This window comes from Lactobacillus sp. ESL0700 (assembly GCF_029392095.1).
Classification (GTDB): domain Bacteria; phylum Bacillota; class Bacilli; order Lactobacillales; family Lactobacillaceae; genus Lactobacillus.
In genome coordinates, this window is record NZ_CP113930.1 from 859,100 (window position 1) to 877,683 (window position 18,584).

Below are 18,584 nucleotides of genomic sequence, written 5' to 3' on the forward strand. Positions count from 1 at the left end.
AAAATATAGCTCCTAATTAATCGCTAATAGAAATTCTGATAAATCAAGGATTTAAGCAGAGAATGATAAAAAGATACATTCATAAACTCTATATTTTTATGATTTATTTAATCATATTAATAATAAATTTATAAATTAATTAAATTACATAGATAATTTTATCTAAAATTAGAAACAAAATTTGTTATGAATATTATTCGAATTGATAATTACTTATATTTTGTAAGTGTTTATTTGATTATCATATTATCATTTACTACAGAAAGAATAACGCTGTCAAAATAGCAAAAAATATTCCTGGTTTTAAAATTATTTATTATTTTTATAAGCTAAATATAAATACTAACGAGTATTTTAGACATCGTAGCTATATTTCTTTGATAAAACAATCAAGACGTTATCTTATTTAAAATATCAATTATACTTATGAACATTGAGGATTGAAAAACAACTTTGTTTTTTATTAAATTGCTTTAATGAATTGATGTAAGCCTTCGTTATTTATAAAAACACAAAATGGTTCATATATTATATTTATAATTATGACTGACTGATTTAAAATATTTTTTGTACGTTTTTTTATTTAACAAGGAGAACTTATGCTAGGGAAAAATAATTTCAATGAGAGATTAAGAAAAATGGAAATGCAAGCAAAGCATGACCGTTTTTCAATCCGTAAATTAAGTATTGGTGCTGCTTCAGTACTACTTGGCTTTACCTTTTTTGGTATGGGTAGTCAGAGTGTCCAGGCTGATACTGTGACACCTGAGACCCAATCAACTTCTGTTGATACTGAAGCTAATAATGAGTCAGTTGATACGGCCAAAAAGGCAGTTACATCTTCAAAAGATAGTAACAAGCCACAAGTTAAGAAAAATAATAAAAAAGAACAGAAACTTGATACTTATGCCAAGTTAAGCAAATTTTTGCGCGACGATAGTGCGACAGTTGCGGCTAATGATGGTGATAATGCTGCTTCAAGTAAACCGACAGCGGCCAAACCTGATCAAAAGCCAGCTGATACTGCAAGTCAAACACCTGCAGAAAAGCCTAACCAATCAGCAAATAATACTAATTCAGGAAGTGATATTACTGGTAATAATTCTAAGCCAGCAAACACTAACCAGGCTGGCGAAGACAAGGTACCAGAAGATGCAAATATCACATCTTCCACTGCAAAACCTGGCCAAAAGCCAGTTGATTCTGATCCTGCTGCATCTGCAGCCGCTGGTGTAGCAGTTACTAACGGTGAAAAGCCAACTGCTCCAGATCAGGATGATAAAAAGAAGCCTGCTGCTCAAGGTGATAAAGGCAAGACTAGTGATGGCTTATCTTTGTCAACTACTCATGACAGTACTGTTTATATCAGCAGTTGGTCAGACTTAATGGAGGTATTTAGAAATACCAACATTACAACCGCTTACTTAACGCAAAGCATTGCTGATGATGATTATGATGGCGTCTGGGGTAATGATGGTTGGGGCTCAGGGTCTGCCCACTCATCTGCTGGTGATAGGTTTATTGCCTCTAGAAAAGGTGGCTTAACGATTGCGTCAGATCCTGCCAAAAAGCAAAGATTTACAATTGACTTTAAAGGATTACAGCCAAAACCTGAACCAGCCAGCAAATTTACAGGTCAATTTTCAAGAGGTCATGGTAATGGTGATAACGGTACCAATGACCGAATGTTTCTGACTTATGATAATCTTGATCTTTGGAGTGAGACGTATTATGGTCTTGCTGAAACAGAAGAGCTTGCGACAACATTAGTTTTTAATGATGTTTCTTTCCATGGAACCCAGATGTTATTTACGGGTAATAATACTGAGATTCATTTTAGAGGTACTGACACAGCTGAAGTTATCAGAACGCCATACATTGGCCCAGTTGATCACGATGATGCTGAACAAACTGGGAATGCTACTACTCAACAATTATTACAATTTACTGGGACAGGAACTAAACTATACTTTGACGAAGGATGTAATTTTACTGGGTCAACATATCAAGGTAATGTTATCGAAATCTCGGGTAATAATAGTATCGTTTCAATAGCTAAAGATGCTGTTGTTACTTTGAACCCTACTGGTACGGCTGATGCTAATGCAAGTGCTAACGGTGCTGAAAATACAAATAAGCCTAGTGGCATTGTAGTTACTGGTGGTGGTAAGAATGTTATTACTGTTGCTCAAGGCGGTAAACTGATTATTAATGTTGGCGGTCAAGATGCTGCTACCAGAAATGCTTATAATGGTAAGCTTGATTACCACCAAGCTGCGGCTATTTTGTTGGAAAGTAGCGGTAGTGAAATTGATAACGATGGTATTATCGAAATCAATACTAATGGTGATATCAGTAAGGATGATGAGGCACAGACAAACGTGCTGCTTTATGACAACGGTAATTTAAATGTTGGTTCTGGCGGTGAACTAAATATTATTGGTTCGAATATGCAGAACTATTCTGGTACCCTTGTCCAAATTAGGGGAAACGCTGACCTAGAAAACTCTAAATTCAGTATTAAATTGACTGGTACTGATGGTCAAACTACTGCAGTCCCAGGTGCAACCAGTGGTGGTACTGGAAAAGTTACCTTAATTGATGTTAATGGTAAATTAACAATCAATAACCCTAAATCATTAGAGATCGATGCTCACTTAAACAGTAACCCTAACTCTTCAATTATTGGTGATAACAAAGTTACGATTACCAATGTTAAGCAGGTCTTGGACTTAAACGGACAAAAGATAGCATTACCACCGTTTCATAAGTTAGTTGTTCATCATGCTAGTGGTCCAAATAGGATTTTGGTTGATCAAATTGAACTGTTAAACGGTAAGCGAAAACTTGATGCTAAGCAATTAGCTAAATTACAAGCTGATCCTAACTTAGCGGCGGTTATTGGTTCCTTCCCTAATTTAGGCACTCAACTTCAAAGTTTTATTGGTAAAACTTTTGACGAAATTTTTGCTAATGTGATTATGGCAGCACTTAAGGATCCTAATAGTCCAGGCTTTAACAATATTGCCTTTATTCCGGCTAATGATGAAGGTTTCTTAAATATTGCTAATGCTACAGTTACCGAAAAAGAAGACGATGATGGTTCAAGAATCATTTCAGGACATCTTAATAACTATAGCCAAGATAAAGATGGCCCTGGAAGCGACGGTATTTTTAACGTTCTTCTGCCAGGTGGTACCAATGCTTACATTATTGCTACGATTGAAGACAAAGGTAATACTAATTATGATGGTCACACTTGGTCTAATCCTGAGTTAGCAGCAAGTACCGATCCAGCTGATGACCCATATTCTGACACTGACTTATTCACGATAAATTCTTCAGGTAAGGGGACATATCCGACTAATCAAACTAGCGACTCAACTTTACCTCGGAAAGTAAAATTTGCAGCTAAAGTTGATGAAAATGGTGACTTTAGTTTCACTTTGCCGCCAGAATATGTGGCAATGCTAAAGAAGGGTGCAAAAGTTCGCTTGACACCAACTGCGAACTTTGTTGGTTATCAAAATTCGCAGCAAGAACCATCTCTTGATCTGAATATTAAAAACACTGAAGATTACCAGAGTGAATACGCTAATAAGATAAAAACTACTGCAGGTAATGCAATTGATGCAGTTAAGCAAGCTGCTGCAGCTGATCCTGACCAAACTCCAGAACACCAGAAGAAATATCAAGATTACATTGCTGAAATTAATGATGCTCAAGATAAGGCTTTAAACCAATCACCAACAGCTGATGATACTGATTCGATTTATAATCCGAATAATAAGCTTCCAGATATTCAAAAACGCAGAGATGCTGCTTTAAATAAGATTAATACAGCAACCAATAAGGCGCAGGCTTACAGCGATGTTCAGCAATATCTTGCTGCAGCTAACAAGGATTTGAATAATGCTGGAATTGATACTGCGGACTTTGCCGGTCAAGGTTCTGGCTTTAGCGACACTGACATTGATAATGCACTTAGCGCAATGGCAGCTGATGGTTCTAACAAGACTGATCTTGAAACCCCGCTTAAACAAAAGATTTTTGATAAATACAAGACAAGCTTGTCTGCCGCTATTACAGATTATGATGGTACAAAGGGTAAAGAATTAGCTGGTCTAACTTTACCTGCTGGCACGCATTATCAATCTGATATTGATAGTTCTAAGAGCAATATTGCTAATGATTTAGCATATAAGGGTGACGGCACTGAATTTACTGGCAGCGCAAATGTTACTGCTGCAAAAACCGCCATTGATTTGTCTGTTGCCAAGGCAAATGCAGCTTCTGAAGTGCAAAAATATGCCACCAGTATGGCTGCTGCTTATCCAAATTCTGCTAATGCGATTAATCAGGCAAATGCCGACCATCAAAAGATTATTGAGAATGAAACTAGTCTTGCAAACTTACAAGATAGTACCCCTGCTAACGCTAATGCAAATAACCATGATCAAGTTAAAGACGTTAAAGATGGTATAGCAGCAATTGATGTGGCAATTAAGAATTATAAGCAGGGCTTAAAGGATCACCTTAACAATCAAATTAATGGTGGTAAGGATGCAGACGGTACTGCACATGACAGTTTAAATTCTGCAGTCGAAAATCTGCAAAACAGCTTGAATGATGCTGGATTTGGCAACGATCCTGATATTATTAAGGGAATCAACAAGCTTAAAGATGAACTGAAACAAGCAGGAAACATTGCTAAAGATGGCGGCGATATTGATGCTGCTGATAGTGACCAAGCTGCTGCCGATAAGAATAAAGAAGCTCAAGATTTAATCGATGATGTCAATAAGCGCTTAGACGCTCTTAATCAGTTAAAAGATGCTGCGGACAAGGCCAAAAAAGACCACCCTAAGCAGTCAGCTGCTATCAATGATGCCTGGAAAGAAGCAGCCAAAAATGTACTTAATGCTGCTAAGGACACAGGAAAGAACACTCCGATTGAAGATGCAGGTAAGAATGGGGTTGCTGCAATCACTAATACTGGTTTGCAAAGTCATGCCAAAGACGATATTGATACTGCCTATAATGCAGCTAAGAAGCGCATTCAAAACTCAGGCTTATCTGCAAAAGATCAAGCAAAATATCTTGCAGACCTTGATGCTGCCTATAAGTTAGCAACTGATAAAACCGGTAAAGATTCAATTTATACAACTAATAGTTCTGATTACATCAAAAATCGTAAGCAAAGAGCTCTTAATAAATTCAATAAAGCAGCTGCTAAGGCTGAAGTTGCTGGTTATGCGGATAAAGTCAAAAATGAGTTGGGTATCGCAGGGAATAATGCTGCAATTGATGCTGCTTTAGCTGCTGGTGAAGGCTTAATTGATGGTATTTCTGAAGGTGGTGCAACTGCACCAGATAATTCCCAGCTAATTGCTGATAATGAGCAAACAGCTAAGGATAAAATTCTGGCAGCAGCTAAGACTGCAGCTAAAGATTTGTTAGCGCAAAAAGAAAAAGATATTGATGATGCACTTGCTAAATTGCCAAATCTATCTGGAGACGACTTAGCTGCAGCCAAGCAAAAGGCTAAAGACTACGTTACTGCTGCTGGCAAAGACATTGATGCAGCTACGGATGATACCGGCGTTAAAACTGCCTATGACAACGGCGTTCTTAATCTTAATAATTTGCTGCAGACTGAAACTAAGAAGGACAATCGTAAACAAGCGATTAAGGACATTGAGAATAAGCGCGACGAAGTTTTAGCTGATCTTAATGATAAGAACAAGTACCCTGACTTAACTGATGAACATCGTAAGCAATTAATTGACAATGCCAATAATGCTGCTAAGGATGGAATTGATGCACTTAATTCACCTAGTGCAGTACCCGATGATCAAGTTGAAGGCGAGAAGAACAAAACCCTTACTAATCTTGACAATGTTTTAACTAATGCAGCTAGTGAAAACAAAACTGATAAAGAAAATAAAGAGAATGAAGTAAATACAGCCAAGACTGCTGCACTTAATAAGCTGAAGGCAGCACATGATGCCGCAGTAAGTAAAGTTAATGGTTATAAAGATAATCAAATTAGCTCAACCGACAAGGCAAATTATCTTGCACAGATTGAACATGATTATTCAGCTGCCCAGAATGCAATCAATGGTGCTACTGATGTTGATCGCGTTAATGCTGCTGAAGCAAAAGGTGAAAAGGACTTTGATAAACAAACCGATCTGGCTGAGATTGAAGCAGCAAAATCTGACGCAATTGCAGAGTTAGATAAAGATCGTGATGCTGCTCTTACTGCAGTTGAAAATGCCCATAACAGTGGTTCAATCACCGATGACCAATATAATAAAATGAAAGATGACATTACCAGCTTCCATAATGACGGTGCTAGTGCCATTAATCAGGACAAGGATAAGGCTGCAATTACCCAAGATAAAAATACTGCTGCTGAAAAAATTAAGGGTGTTGTTGACGGCATTTCAGATACTGCTTTAGCTAACAGTAAAGAAAAAGCCAAAACTGACCTTGAAACTGCAGCTAAAGATGCTAAAGATCATATTGATGGCTTAGATTCTCTTGGTCAAGATGAAAAGAATAGTCTAAAGCAACAAATAGACGATCAATTAAAAGCAGCTGAAACTGCAGTCGACACTGCTAAAACGCCAGATGCGGCCGCTAGTGCTGGTAGAAATGGTAAGACTGATTTTGCTAATACTAGTGCTGATGCCGATTTAAAGAATGCCAAGATTAAGGGCAAACATAAACTGGATGATCAACTAAAGGCAGTTGATGATGCGATTGATGCATTAACTAACCTCGATCAAGCAAGTAAGGATGCTTTAAAACAGAGTGTTAAGAATGCATACAATGATGCGTTAAATAAGGTTAACAATCCTGATCCAGCAACACCATCTCAAGTTGCTACTAATGCTAAAGATGGGTACGATGCTATGCAAGACATCATTAATAAAGCTCAAAGCCTTGATACTGTTAAGCAGACTAATAAGAATAAATTAGACCAAGCAGCCCAAGATGCTAAGGATCGAATTGACAAGTCTGCTTTAACTGATAAGCAAAAGCAAGATGCCTATCAAGCAATTGATAAGGCTCGTGATAATGCTAAGGCTAACGTTGACAAGGCGACAGATACTTCAGGTGTTACTCAAGCTGAAAACGATGGTGAAAAAGCAATCACTGACGCTGAAGCAGCTGCCAACAAGGATTATCTTGATGGTTTAAAGGACCAAGCTAAGCATGATATCGACGAGGCATGTAATGATGCTGAAACAGCTTTAGATGATGAATGGAAGACTTTGACTTCTGATGAGCAAGATAAAGTTAAGGATGACTTTAATAAAGCTAAGCAATCTATTGAAGATGCTCGCAAAGCTGCTAAGGATAAGGTTGACAAGGCCACTAATAAGGACGACATTGATGGTGCTGTTACTGAAGCCACTAACTCGGCAGCAGCAGCTAAAAAGCCGGCACTATTAGCTGCTTCTAAGGAAAAGGCTAAGCAGGAAATCAAAGATTATGGTGACAAGATTAAGGGTCAATTAACTAATCAATCTGACAAAGATATAGTTGATTCATTAGTTAATGACGCAATCCAAGAAATTGACAAAGATGCAAGCGCTGATGAAGTCAACGGTACTGTTACTAAATATAAGGACAAGATCGATGGTGTTAAGACTGCTGCTGATTCTGCTGAAGCTGATGCAATTAAAAAAGCTAGAGAAGAAGCACTTGCTGCCTTGAACCACAAATTAAATGGTGATGGTAAAGATAAAGGTGTTCTTGACCAAATCGATGCCTTAAAAGATCATTTAACTCAAGACCAACTTGATAAATATAAAAATGAAGCAACTGGTGCTCATAAGACTTATACAGGCAATGTTAATGGTGATACTAATGTATCTGATATTAATAGTGATAAAAAACATGGTCTTGATGCTATGCAAGCTGCTTTAGATGAAGCAACTTTGCAAGCAGCCAAGAACGATGCTAATAAGAAACTGCAACAAGATGCCCAAGATGCAATTGACAAGATTAATGGCATGACTAACTTGACTGATGACCAGAAAAAAGATGCGATTAATAAGGTCAACAATGCCATTTCACCAGATCCTGAAGGTGGTCAATATCAAGTCAATAATGCTAAGGATAAGGACTCAATTGATAAGATTCTTTCTGATACTGAGAACACAATCAATAACATTGTTGGTAATTCTTCTAATACGTCCTTTACTGCTGCTCAAAATAAGGCTAAGGGCGATTTGGAAACCAAGGCTAAGAAACTCAAGCAGAAGATTAAGGATGACTTAGCTGCTGGTAAGTTGAGTGAAACCCAAGCTAATGGTCCTGACGGTAAGGGCGGATTAAATGCCGCAATTGATGATGCTTTAAGTGCAGCAGAAGGCAAGATTGACGCTGCAACCGACCAGGCTGGAATTGATCAGGCTGAAAAAGATGGAAATACAGCTTTAGATAATATTAACGATGAGATTAATAAAGATGAGGCTTACAATGCTGACCTTAAGAAAGTAGCTGATGCTGTCAAAGCTGCTAAAGACCAAGCTAAAAAGTACTTTGACTCGCACCCACATATGACGCAAGCACAAAAGGATAAGGTTAATAATTCGGTAGATGCGATTGGTAATGCAGCTAACGAAAGTATTAAACAGCACTATAACGATCCAGAAAATGCTATCAATAATATGGATCAAGCTGCTCACGATGCCGTTGATAAGTTAAGTCACTTAACATCAGGTTGGGACGACAAGGAACAAGCAGTTGAGAAATTAAAGGCTCATGCTAAACAAGACAGCGACAATGTAACTGCTAATAATCCTGATTTCGATCAATTAACACCAGCTGAAATTGCAGCAGCACAACAAGCTATTCAACAAGCACAACTTGATGGCGAAAACACAATTTTTGGTTTAGATACTTCTAAGAATAACTTGAATGATACAGAAAAGAATTGTGAAAAAGACGTCGACAATGCATTACTACCTTATAAATTGTTGAATAAGCAACATCATCAAACTTCCGCACTTGATGATTATGCGGCAGGTAAAGATGGTCAGTCTGGGGATGGTGCAATTGATGCTCTGCCTAACTTGACTGATAAGGAAAAGGAAGACTACAAGGCACAAATTGCCAAAGCTCGCCAAGATGCAGCTAATAAGGTTAATGGTATTAAACTGCCAGATAAGCCAACTGATGCTGACTATAATTCTGCTGCTAAAGACGTTGACGATGCAGAAAAAGCCGGCGAAGCTGCCATTGCTGCAATTATCAATCAAGCAAAGCAAAATGATGATAAACGGCAAGCTGATAAAGAATTGGAAGATGCAGCTAACAAAGCTAAGACTGATAATCCTGACTTAGCAGACGCAATTAATCAAGTGGTTAGTGATGCTGAGAAACAAATCGAGAATACTTCAGTTACTGACCCAACTAATGCTAAATCACCAGAAGGCATTAAGAATGATGCAATTGATAAGATCAATAAGTTGGTTGACGATGCTAAGATTGGCAGTCACAAGCAAGATACAATTAAGAAATTGGATCAGGAAAAATCGAAGGCTGCAGCAGTTATTAACCGTTCGCAATTAACTGATGAGCAAAAGAAGGCGGCTTTAGCGAAGCTCGATGCGTTATATGATGACGCTCAAAAGCGGCTTGACACTAGCAAGACAGATAAGAACGGCAAGCCATTGCCAGCAAATGTTTATCAGGCAGCTGCTGACCAAATTGCTAATGATTACCAAAAGATGATTGATATGGTCATTAACCAAAATTCAAAGAATGCTGATTATCCTTGGTTTGAAAATGAAGCTGACAATGCTCACGGCGATTTGAATGGTAAGTGGAATAATCTTGAAGGCAGCTTGTCTGATACGCAAAAGAATAAGTATCGAGATTTAATCAATACTATTGAAAACAGTATTGGTGATCTTGATAAGTCACAAAGTGGCCACAAGACCTCAATTAGCGATGATATTACTGCTTATGATGCTGGTTTAACTGCTCTAAACAAGTTGAAGGCAGTTAAAGATGTTGAAGATGCCCAAACTGCAGCTAATACCGCAATTGATGGCCACTCTAACTTGTCCAAGGAGCAAAAGCAGTCATACAAGGATCAAGCTGATAAAGATGCCCAAACTGCAATTAATAATATTCTTGGTGTTAACCCAAGTGCTAATGACACAATTGGTAACCAAGATAAGATTGATGCAGCAAAGGGCAGTGTCGACAAGGACTTAGCTACTATTGTTAATAATGCCAATAAAGATGATGCTGGTGTACTTGCTGATGCTAAGAAAAAGGCAGCTGCTAAGATTGATGATGCATACAATGCTGCTAAAAAGAAGCTAGGTTCAGCTTATAAGCCAGGTGGCGAACTTGATCAAGCTCACCAACATGAGATTGATCAGTTGAATGGGATGTCACTTGACGCTCTGCAAAATGTTGATGATGCAATTAAGAATGTTGACAAAGCAGCCGTTAATGAAGCTGGCGATTACGCTAAGGATCAGATTGATAAATTACCTGACTTTACTGATCACCAAAAGCAAGCTTTGAAGGGTCAAATCGATAAGGATGTCGCAGTCGCAAACGGCGATCAGGGTACGATTACCGCTGGGACAGTTGATCCAGATACTGTTACTACTGCTCGTGATAATACGATTGATACAATTTTGGCTGATGCCAAAGGTGATACGCAAAATGACAAGGATGCGTTAGCTAATGATCCAGCTGTTCAATTAGATGAGGCAAAAGCACAAGCTGAAAAGGACATTCAAACTGTTTATGATGCAGCTAAGGCAAAATTACCTAGTGGTGCTGATACTTCTGAACTTGATGATGCTTTTAACAACAATAAGAATGTTAATGGCTCAAGCATTCAGGAAATTAAGGATGCTGTTAAGGCAGCTGAACAAGCAATTGCTAAGGGTGCTATCAAGGATGCTGCTAAGGCTGCTAAGAATCAGATTACTGGCTTAAAGCATGACGATGGCACAGACTTTACAGATGCTGAAAAGAATGCCTTGAATAACTTGATTGATAGTGATGTTGCTAAGGCTGATGATGCGATTAATGCAGCAGCTGCTGATCAAACTGGTATCACTTTAGCAGATGCCACTAATTCAACAGATGAAGGAATTGTCAGTGGTGCCTTGAACAATCACTTAATGACAATTGCTGCTGATGGCTCAGGTACGAGTGATGCAGATAAGGATGCTCTAAATACTGACCCAACTGTGCTTGCTGATGCTAAGCAAAAAGCTAAGGATGCCGTCAATACTGCAGCTAACAAAGCAAAGAAGGCAGTTGATAAGCTGACTAACCATAAGGATGGCACACCATATACTGCTGCTGAAAAGCAAGCTCTTAAAGATGCCATCCAAAAGGAAGTCGATAAGGCCAATGATGATTCAACTGGCTCAATTGATCAGGCTGACACGGTTGGTAAAGTTGATCAGGCTAAAGATGATGCACTTGCAGCAATTAATGGTATTAAAGATGATTGCGATAAGAATAAAGAAGATGCACTTAATAACATTATTAACAATGATCCTAATGTTGAAAAAGAGCGTCAGGATAAGGAAAATGCCAAGAAAGCTGTTCAAGAAGCGGCTAACAAAGCTCGCCAAGATTTAGGTGTTACTGAGGGTAGTTCTGATGCTGCTAAAATTGATCAGGCTGAAGAAGATGCATTAGCTAAAATTAACGAGGTAACTGATGGTAATTACACCACTGCTGCTAACACTGGTTTAGGTAATATTGTTGACCAAGAAAAGCAAACAGCCAAAGATAAATTAGGCAAGGATGCTGATGTAAGTGCAATTGACGCCGTTACAAGTGACGATACAACCAGCGCCAATGTTACTGACAAGCAGGATGCAATTAAGAATGCCTTTAATTCTAGCAAGGACAAGCAAGCAGCCCTTACTGCAGCTAATAGTGCCATCGATGCTGCTTACCATACGGCAATTGACAAATTGCACGAGCAATATGGTCCTAATGCGGATACTTCAAAGACCGATGCTGCCTATAAGGATCATCATGTAGCTCAAGGCGATACTGTTGACGCAATTAAGGCTGATGCTTTAAAGGCTGAAAAGGAAATCGCGCAAGGTGAAATCGCAGATGCCGCTGCTAATGCTAAGAATAAGATTGATCATTTGGCTAACAAGCCAGATGGTACTCCTTACACCGATACTGAGAAGCAAGCCTTGAAGGATAAAATCGATCAAGAAATTGACGACTATGTTTCCCAAGGTAATCAGGCAATTACTGATTCTGATACAGAAGATAAGGTTAACTCAGCTAGAGATAAGGCACTTGATAACATTAATAATGCACTTTCTGCTGATAATTTAGCTGATATTTTAAGTAAAGATCCTAATGTTGCTAAGGACAATGCTAATGCAGCAATCGATCAGGCTGCTCAAGATGCAATTGATAAAATTGATAAGAACAAGACCTGGAGCAAGGAACAAAAGGACAAGCTTAAGGATCGAGTTAAGCAAGACGCTCAGGTTGGTAAAGACAAGATCAAGAATGACTCTGACATTGCTGCCATTAATAAAGACAAAGATGCCGCAATTGACAAGATCAATAATGAACTTACTGCCGGAACTGCGATGCAGGCAGCCAAAGATAAGATTCAACAAGCACATGATGCTGCGATTGCTAACGGCGTATCTAAAGAAGATGCCGATAAGGCACAAGAAGAAGCTAATGAAGCTATCGAGAATGCTAAAGATCCATCTGATATTGATCAGGCACAACTTGCTGGTGAAAAAGACTTCGCTAAATTAGAAGTAGCTCATGCACATGATGTTGCAATTGCTAATGGTGTCTCTAAAGATGACGCTGATAAGGCCCAAGTTGCAGCTAATGCCGCAATCGATAAGGCAGACAGTGAATCGGGCGTTGATGATAGTAAGCTAGACGGCGAAAAAGACTTGGCTAAGCTAGAAGTTTCCCATGCCTATGATGCAGCGATTGCCAGTGGTGTGTCTAAAGATGATGCTGACAAGGCCCAAGCCGCAGCTAATGCCGCAATCGACAAGGCAGACAGTCAGGCAGGAATTAACAGCAATAAACTAAATGGTGAAAAAGACTTAGCTAAACTGGAAGTTTCCCATGCCTATGATGCAGCGATTGCTAGTGGTGTGTCTAAAGAAGACGCTAACAAGGCACGAGAAGATGCTAATAACGCAATCGACAAGGCAGACAGTCAGACAGGAATTAACAAGAATAAGCTAGACGGTGAAAAAGACTTGGCTAAGCTAGAAGTTTCTCATGCCTATGATGCAGCGATTGCCAGTGGTGTGTCTAAAGATGACGCCAACAAAGCGCGAGAAGATGCTAATAATGCAATCGATAAGGCAGACAATCAAGCAGGAATTAACAAGAATAAGTTATCTGGTGAAAAGGACTTAGCTAAATTAGAAGTAGCCCATTCCCATGATCTTGCTATTGCCAATGGTGTATCTGAAGCCGACGCTGATAAGGCCCAAGCTGCAGCCAACGCCGCAATTGATAAGGCAGACAATCAATCAGGTATCAATAATAGTAAGCTTGACGGTGAAAAGGACCTTGCTAAGTTAGAAGTTCAAGCTGCTTATGATACGGCTATTAGTAGTCATCTTACTGACGAGCGAGCAGAACAGGCTAAGAAAGACCGAGATACTGCACTTGCTGCGATTGATGATGCTAAGGATTCAGCTGGAATTACCAATGGTAAGTTATCCGGTGAAAAAGACATTGCTAAACTTGAAGTTGACCAATCCTATGATGATGCCATTGCCAGTGGTGTATCAAAAGATAAAGCAGATAAAGCTAAGCAAGATGCATTAGGTAATATCAATGATGGTAAAAATAACAATACTGTTACTAAAGATAAACTTGGTGGTGAAAAAGACCTCGCTAAACTAGAGGTTTCGAATGCTGCTGATAAGGCCAAGCAACAAGTTAAGGATCAGACCAAGGGTCTGCCACAAGACTTAATAAATGAATTGCTACGTGAGTTTGATGATTATCTTAATGAAGCTAACGGTGATGATACTAATAATGGTACGATTGACGATGCTAATAACCGACCAAGCATCACTGATGCAAGGGATAAGGCAATTAAGAAGATAAACGATGCCCTAGAAAAGATTAAGCAAAAATACCAAAATACTAGTTCTTCACCATCTGAGCCTGTCCAACAACCTGCTCCTGCAAAGGAAGAAAAGGGCACTGACTTAATCTTGATGCACAATGCTTACCTTTATGATGAAAATGGTAACCGTGCTAACAAGATTAACTTGAAGGCTGGCTCAGTAGTCACGACTTATGGTAAGCAAAAGATTAATGGTACAGAGTACTTCATCTTGATTGACAAGGGTGCTAATAACAAGAAGTATTACTTGGTAAGCACGAATATAACTAGTGTGCACAAGACTTTGACCCATAATGCCTATGTCTACAATAAGTATGGTCAAAGAATTAAGTCTCGTCATGCATTGAAAAAGGGCACGACAATTGCTACATTCGGAAGTGCTGTTACTATTGAAGGCCGCAAGTACTACATTACTGGTGAAAATAAGTACGTGAGAGTAACTAACTTTGCTAGTGATTCGACAGCTGCTACTAAGACAGTTAAGACACAAGAGGCAGTTGCTCCAATTAGTGACAAGCCTGATGCTCCAGTTGAAAAGAAGATTATGCATAATGCATATCTTTATAATAAACAAGGTGTTCGTACTACTGGATTGATCTTTAATGCTGGTTCAGTAATTACCACGACTGGCACTAAGTCAATTGATGGCGAAATTTACTACGGACTTGAAGACGGCTTGTATGTCAAGGCTGCTAATATTGATGCCAAGAAGTTAAAATTGAAGCATAATGCTTACATTTACGGCCAATATGGTAATCGTAAAGGTAAAAAGGTGCTTAAGAAGTCTAAGTCAGTTAAGACTTACGGCAATGCAATTTCAGTTCAAGGTAAGAAATATTACATTACAGCCAAAGGAAAATTAGTTAAGAAAGCTAACTTCAACAAGAAGTAAACTTTAGATAAGAAAATGTCCCAAATTGTTAAAATGACAATTTGGGGCATTTTTTGTGTTTCAGATAAAAATATGTAAATACTAGTATAAAGTATATTGACTTTTCGGGGGGGGTCAAGAGCATACTGTATACGTGAATTGTAGTTACGGCAAATTTTGAGTTTGGCGCATTTAAAATTATAGGAGGAGTTTGAGTATGAATTTAAACAAGAAAATCATCAAGTTAACAGTCTTAGGACTAGCAGCAGTTGCTCCATTGAGCTTATCGCGTGCAGCATTAGCTGATACGACAACCAATAACACTCAACCAACAACAACTAACGCACCAGCAAATACTGATAATAGTAAAACTACGACTGATACCACAGTTGACAAGGATACGGTAACCAATACAAAGCCAGTGACTAAGAAGCAAAAGGCACAAGCTGCTGCCGCAAAGAAATATTACAAGAAAGCTGTCAAGAAAGCCAAGGGTAAGTCAAAGACTAATAAGCGTAAGATTTATAGTAAAGCATACAATCACTTTAAGAAAATTCAAAATCATGCTAATAGTGTAAAGTATATGAAGAAGCTAGGTACTTTAATTTTTCATACGCGTACATTTTATCCTGATGCCAACGGTGTAATGCATGTAATAGAAAATCATATGGTAGATGCATATTCTAATAAGGTTTTTGGAGATTATACATTAAAAGATCTAAATATGAATATATTAAATAAAGAATTAGAAAAATATAATATGCCACAAAATATTCTACCAAATAAATATTACTTTAATTATAATTATAATGAAGATTCATGGCAAATGGTATTAAATTATACTAAATATAATCAAAAATTATATCCATTATTTAACTAATTATTTTAAGGAAGAGAAATCCTCCTTTTTTGTGTGATGAATTATAAAGGCAGGGACACAAAAATGCGTTAGAACTTTTAAGCTCTAACGCATTTTTTTAATTAGTTATTTTTGTTTAAGGCCATCTTCCTGCATTTGGTGCAAAACTTGGTATTGCTCCTTGAGGGCTTTTTCAATTTTAGAATTACCTTTAGGAGCAAAGTATTGCTTGCCAACGAGTTTATCAGGTAAATATTGTTGGGCAATCCAGTCATTAGGATAGGCATGAGGATAAATATAACCTGTGCCGTGGCCTAACTTCTTGGCACCAGAATAGTGGGCGTCTTTGAGATCGGCTGGAATTGCGCCAATGTCATTCTTGCGAACATCGTTAAGGGCCGCATCAATTGCCGACATTGCGCTATTGCTCTTAGGTGAGAGAGCCAGCTCAATTACGGCGTTAGCTAAGGGAATCCGCGCTTCGGGGAAGCCCAGACTTTGAGCGGCTTGAATAGCAATGATTGCATGTTGAGCCGCTGCAGGATTAGCTAAGCCAACGTCCTCATAGGCAATGACACTTAGGCGGCGACAGATTGAGACCAAATCGCCTGATTCAATTAATCGTGCCAAGTAGTGCAGGGCTGCATCGGTGTCAGAACCGCGAATTGACTTTTGAAAGGCTGAGACAAGGTCATAATGGCCATCACCATTAGCATCAAAGTTCTGGCTGCGCATCTGGATGGAATCAGCCATTTCTTGCTGAGTAATGGTGAAGTTGGTGTCTTCTTTTCCAGCAGCAATTAGCTCTTGCTTAGTTGACCTAACAGCCAGCTCCAAGCCGTTTAAGGTTGCTCGCAAATCGCCGTTACCTTTTTGAATCAGCAATTTTTCGGCATCATCTGTTAATTTTACTTGGTAGTCACCCAGACCATTTTCCTTATCAGTTAAGGCTCGATTAATCGCCCGTGCGACATCATTTTCGGCTAATGGCTTCAGCTCGAAAATTTGGCAGCGGGAGCGAATGGCGGGTGAAATCGAAATATAAGGATTTTCAGTTGTTGCCCCAATCAGAATAATTTGCCCAGATTCAAGTAGTGGTAGAAGATAATCCTGCTTGGTTTTGTCCAAGCGGTGAATTTCGTCTAATAACAAAATCACGGTGCCGCTCATTTTGCCTTCAGCGGCTACTTGTTCCAGCTGCTTTTTACTATCCGTCGCAGCATTTAACTTCCGAAAGGCATACTTGGTTGAGCCAGCAATTGCGCTGGCAATGCTGGTTTTACCAATTCCCGGTGGCCCATAAAGGATCATCGAGGAGAGCAGCTTGGCTTCAACCATTCGGCGAATAATCTTCCCAGGACCAATTAGATGTTGCTGGCCAACAACTTGATCAAGATTTTGCGGACGCATGCGGTAAGCTAACGGCTTCATTAATTGCCTCCATGAAAGAGCCGGTGCCAGAAGCCAGACTTCTTTGGCGTCTGGCCTAATTCCATCTTCGGCATTTCTTGCGGATAAACTTGCCCAATCTCAACGCGCATCTTATTGATAGCGGTCTTGGCGACAACAAGAACAGCAGTGTCTTGAGCACCGGTTCGGGCAGTATCGTTATTAACTAAGGTGAAGGGAACATTGTACTGCCCGCATTTAGCTTCGATTTGATCCAAAAATTCACCGGTTAAGTTGCCATTAATTAAGATTGAGTAATCACGATAATCGGCAAAATGGTCTAAAAAAGTTGCAGTCAATTCTGGCTTTTCAACTTCAGTATTGTCCATTCTGACTAATACGCGCTCACGCAGTGATCCTAAGAAACGCCGGCGCTCGTCAGGTTTAGTTTGTGGGGTAATTCCTTTAGCAGCATTTTCAACGCGAGTATTTAAATCTTCTGTCATGGCTGAAAATTTCCTTTCTTGGGTAGCAAAAACCCCTCTCCAAAGTGGAAAGGGGCATGCCAATGTAGAAATTAAAGTAACTTGTTGTAGTATTCAACAACGAGGGCTTCGTTAATTTCTGGTTCCATTTCATCACGTTCTGGAAGACGTACAAGAGTACCTTCCAACTTGTTGTCATCAAATGAAACAAATGATGGACGAGTTACGACTGCTTCAAGAGCATCCTTAACTTGTTGTAAGTTCTTTGACTTTTCCTTCAAGCCAATTGTTTGACCAACTTGAACTTCGTATGAAGGAATGTCAACGCGCTTGCCATCAACAGTGATGTGACCATGGTTAACTAATTGTCTAGCTTGTTGTCTAGTAGTAGCTAAGCCTAAACGGTAAACAACACTGTCCAAACGACGCTCTAACAAGATCATGAAGTTAGTACCGTGTTCACCTTCACGGATCTTACCGGCTTGAGCAAACAAAGTTCTAAATTGACGTTCGTTTAAACCGTACATCCAACGAAGCTTTTGCTTTTCGTGCAATTGCTCGCCGTATTCTGATAAACGACCACGTGAGTTAGGACCGTGTTGACCAGGAGCATAGTTACGACGACTAATTTCCTTGCCAGTACCTGAAAGTGAGATACCTAATCTTCTTGAGCGTTTCCAACTTGGACCTGTATATCTTGACATAAAATCCTCCAATAAAATCTGATAACAGTTTCTGGAGTAAAATATCACACATAAGTTCAACATTCGTGCATCTTAATTTTCATTTTCGCCTGTTGCAGCGTCGGTTACTCGTTCACTAAAA

5 protein-coding genes are annotated in these 18,584 nt (G+C 39.1%); 2 read left to right on the forward strand and 3 right to left on the reverse strand.

Going from position 1 to position 18,584, the window contains the following annotated elements:
* The first annotated feature begins 638 nt into the window (after positions 1–638).
* Both OZX63_RS04165 and OZX63_RS04170 read left to right on the forward strand, forming a co-directional pair.
* Positions 639–15,047 (forward strand): SLAP domain-containing protein, encoded by a 14,409-nt coding sequence (locus OZX63_RS04165; protein ID WP_277144869.1) that lies wholly within the window; start codon positions 639–641, stop codon positions 15,045–15,047.
* Positions 15,048–15,243: 196 nt separating this feature from the next.
* The gene (locus OZX63_RS04170) at positions 15,244–15,906 is read left to right on the forward strand and encodes a hypothetical protein (RefSeq protein WP_277144871.1); all 663 of its coding nucleotides are present in this window, start codon (positions 15,244–15,246) and stop codon (positions 15,904–15,906) included.
* A 105-nt stretch (positions 15,907–16,011) separates the two neighbouring features.
* Here the strand turns inward: OZX63_RS04170 and OZX63_RS04175 are convergent, their stop codons facing one another.
* The 3 genes from OZX63_RS04175 to rpsD all read right to left on the reverse strand — a co-directional run bounded on the left by OZX63_RS04175 (position 16,012) and on the right by rpsD (position 18,463).
* On the reverse strand, positions 16,012–17,316 hold the full coding sequence (locus tag OZX63_RS04175; RefSeq protein WP_277144873.1) for a replication-associated recombination protein A: 1,305 nt from the start codon (positions 17,314–17,316) through the stop codon (positions 16,012–16,014).
* Entirely contained in the window at positions 17,316–17,780 is a 465-nt protein-coding gene (locus OZX63_RS04180; RefSeq protein ID WP_277144875.1) for a YueI family protein, read from the reverse strand. Before OZX63_RS04180 ends, OZX63_RS04175 begins: the two co-directional genes overlap by 1 nt.
* 71 nt (positions 17,781–17,851) lie before the next feature.
* On the reverse strand, positions 17,852–18,463 hold the full coding sequence (gene rpsD, locus OZX63_RS04185) for a 30S ribosomal protein S4 (RefSeq protein WP_277144877.1): 612 nt from the start codon (positions 18,461–18,463) through the stop codon (positions 17,852–17,854).
* Between the last annotated feature and the right edge of the window lie 121 nt (positions 18,464–18,584).

Excerpts from the sequence above, each read along its gene's own strand:
- OZX63_RS04165 (WP_277144869.1), top strand. The coding sequence starts at position 639 with ATGGAAATGCAAGCAAAGCATGACCGTTTTTCAATCCGTAAATTAAGT.
- OZX63_RS04170 (WP_277144871.1), top strand. The coding sequence starts at position 15,244 with ATGAATTTAAACAAGAAAATCATCAAGTTAACAGTCTTAGGACTAGCA.
- OZX63_RS04175 (WP_277144873.1), bottom strand. The coding sequence starts at position 17,316 with ATGAAGCCGTTAGCTTACCGCATGCGTCCGCAAAATCTTGATCAAGTT.
- OZX63_RS04180 (WP_277144875.1), bottom strand. The coding sequence starts at position 17,780 with ATGACAGAAGATTTAAATACTCGCGTTGAAAATGCTGCTAAAGGAATT.
- rpsD (WP_277144877.1), bottom strand. The coding sequence starts at position 18,463 with ATGTCAAGATATACAGGTCCAAGTTGGAAACGCTCAAGAAGATTAGGT.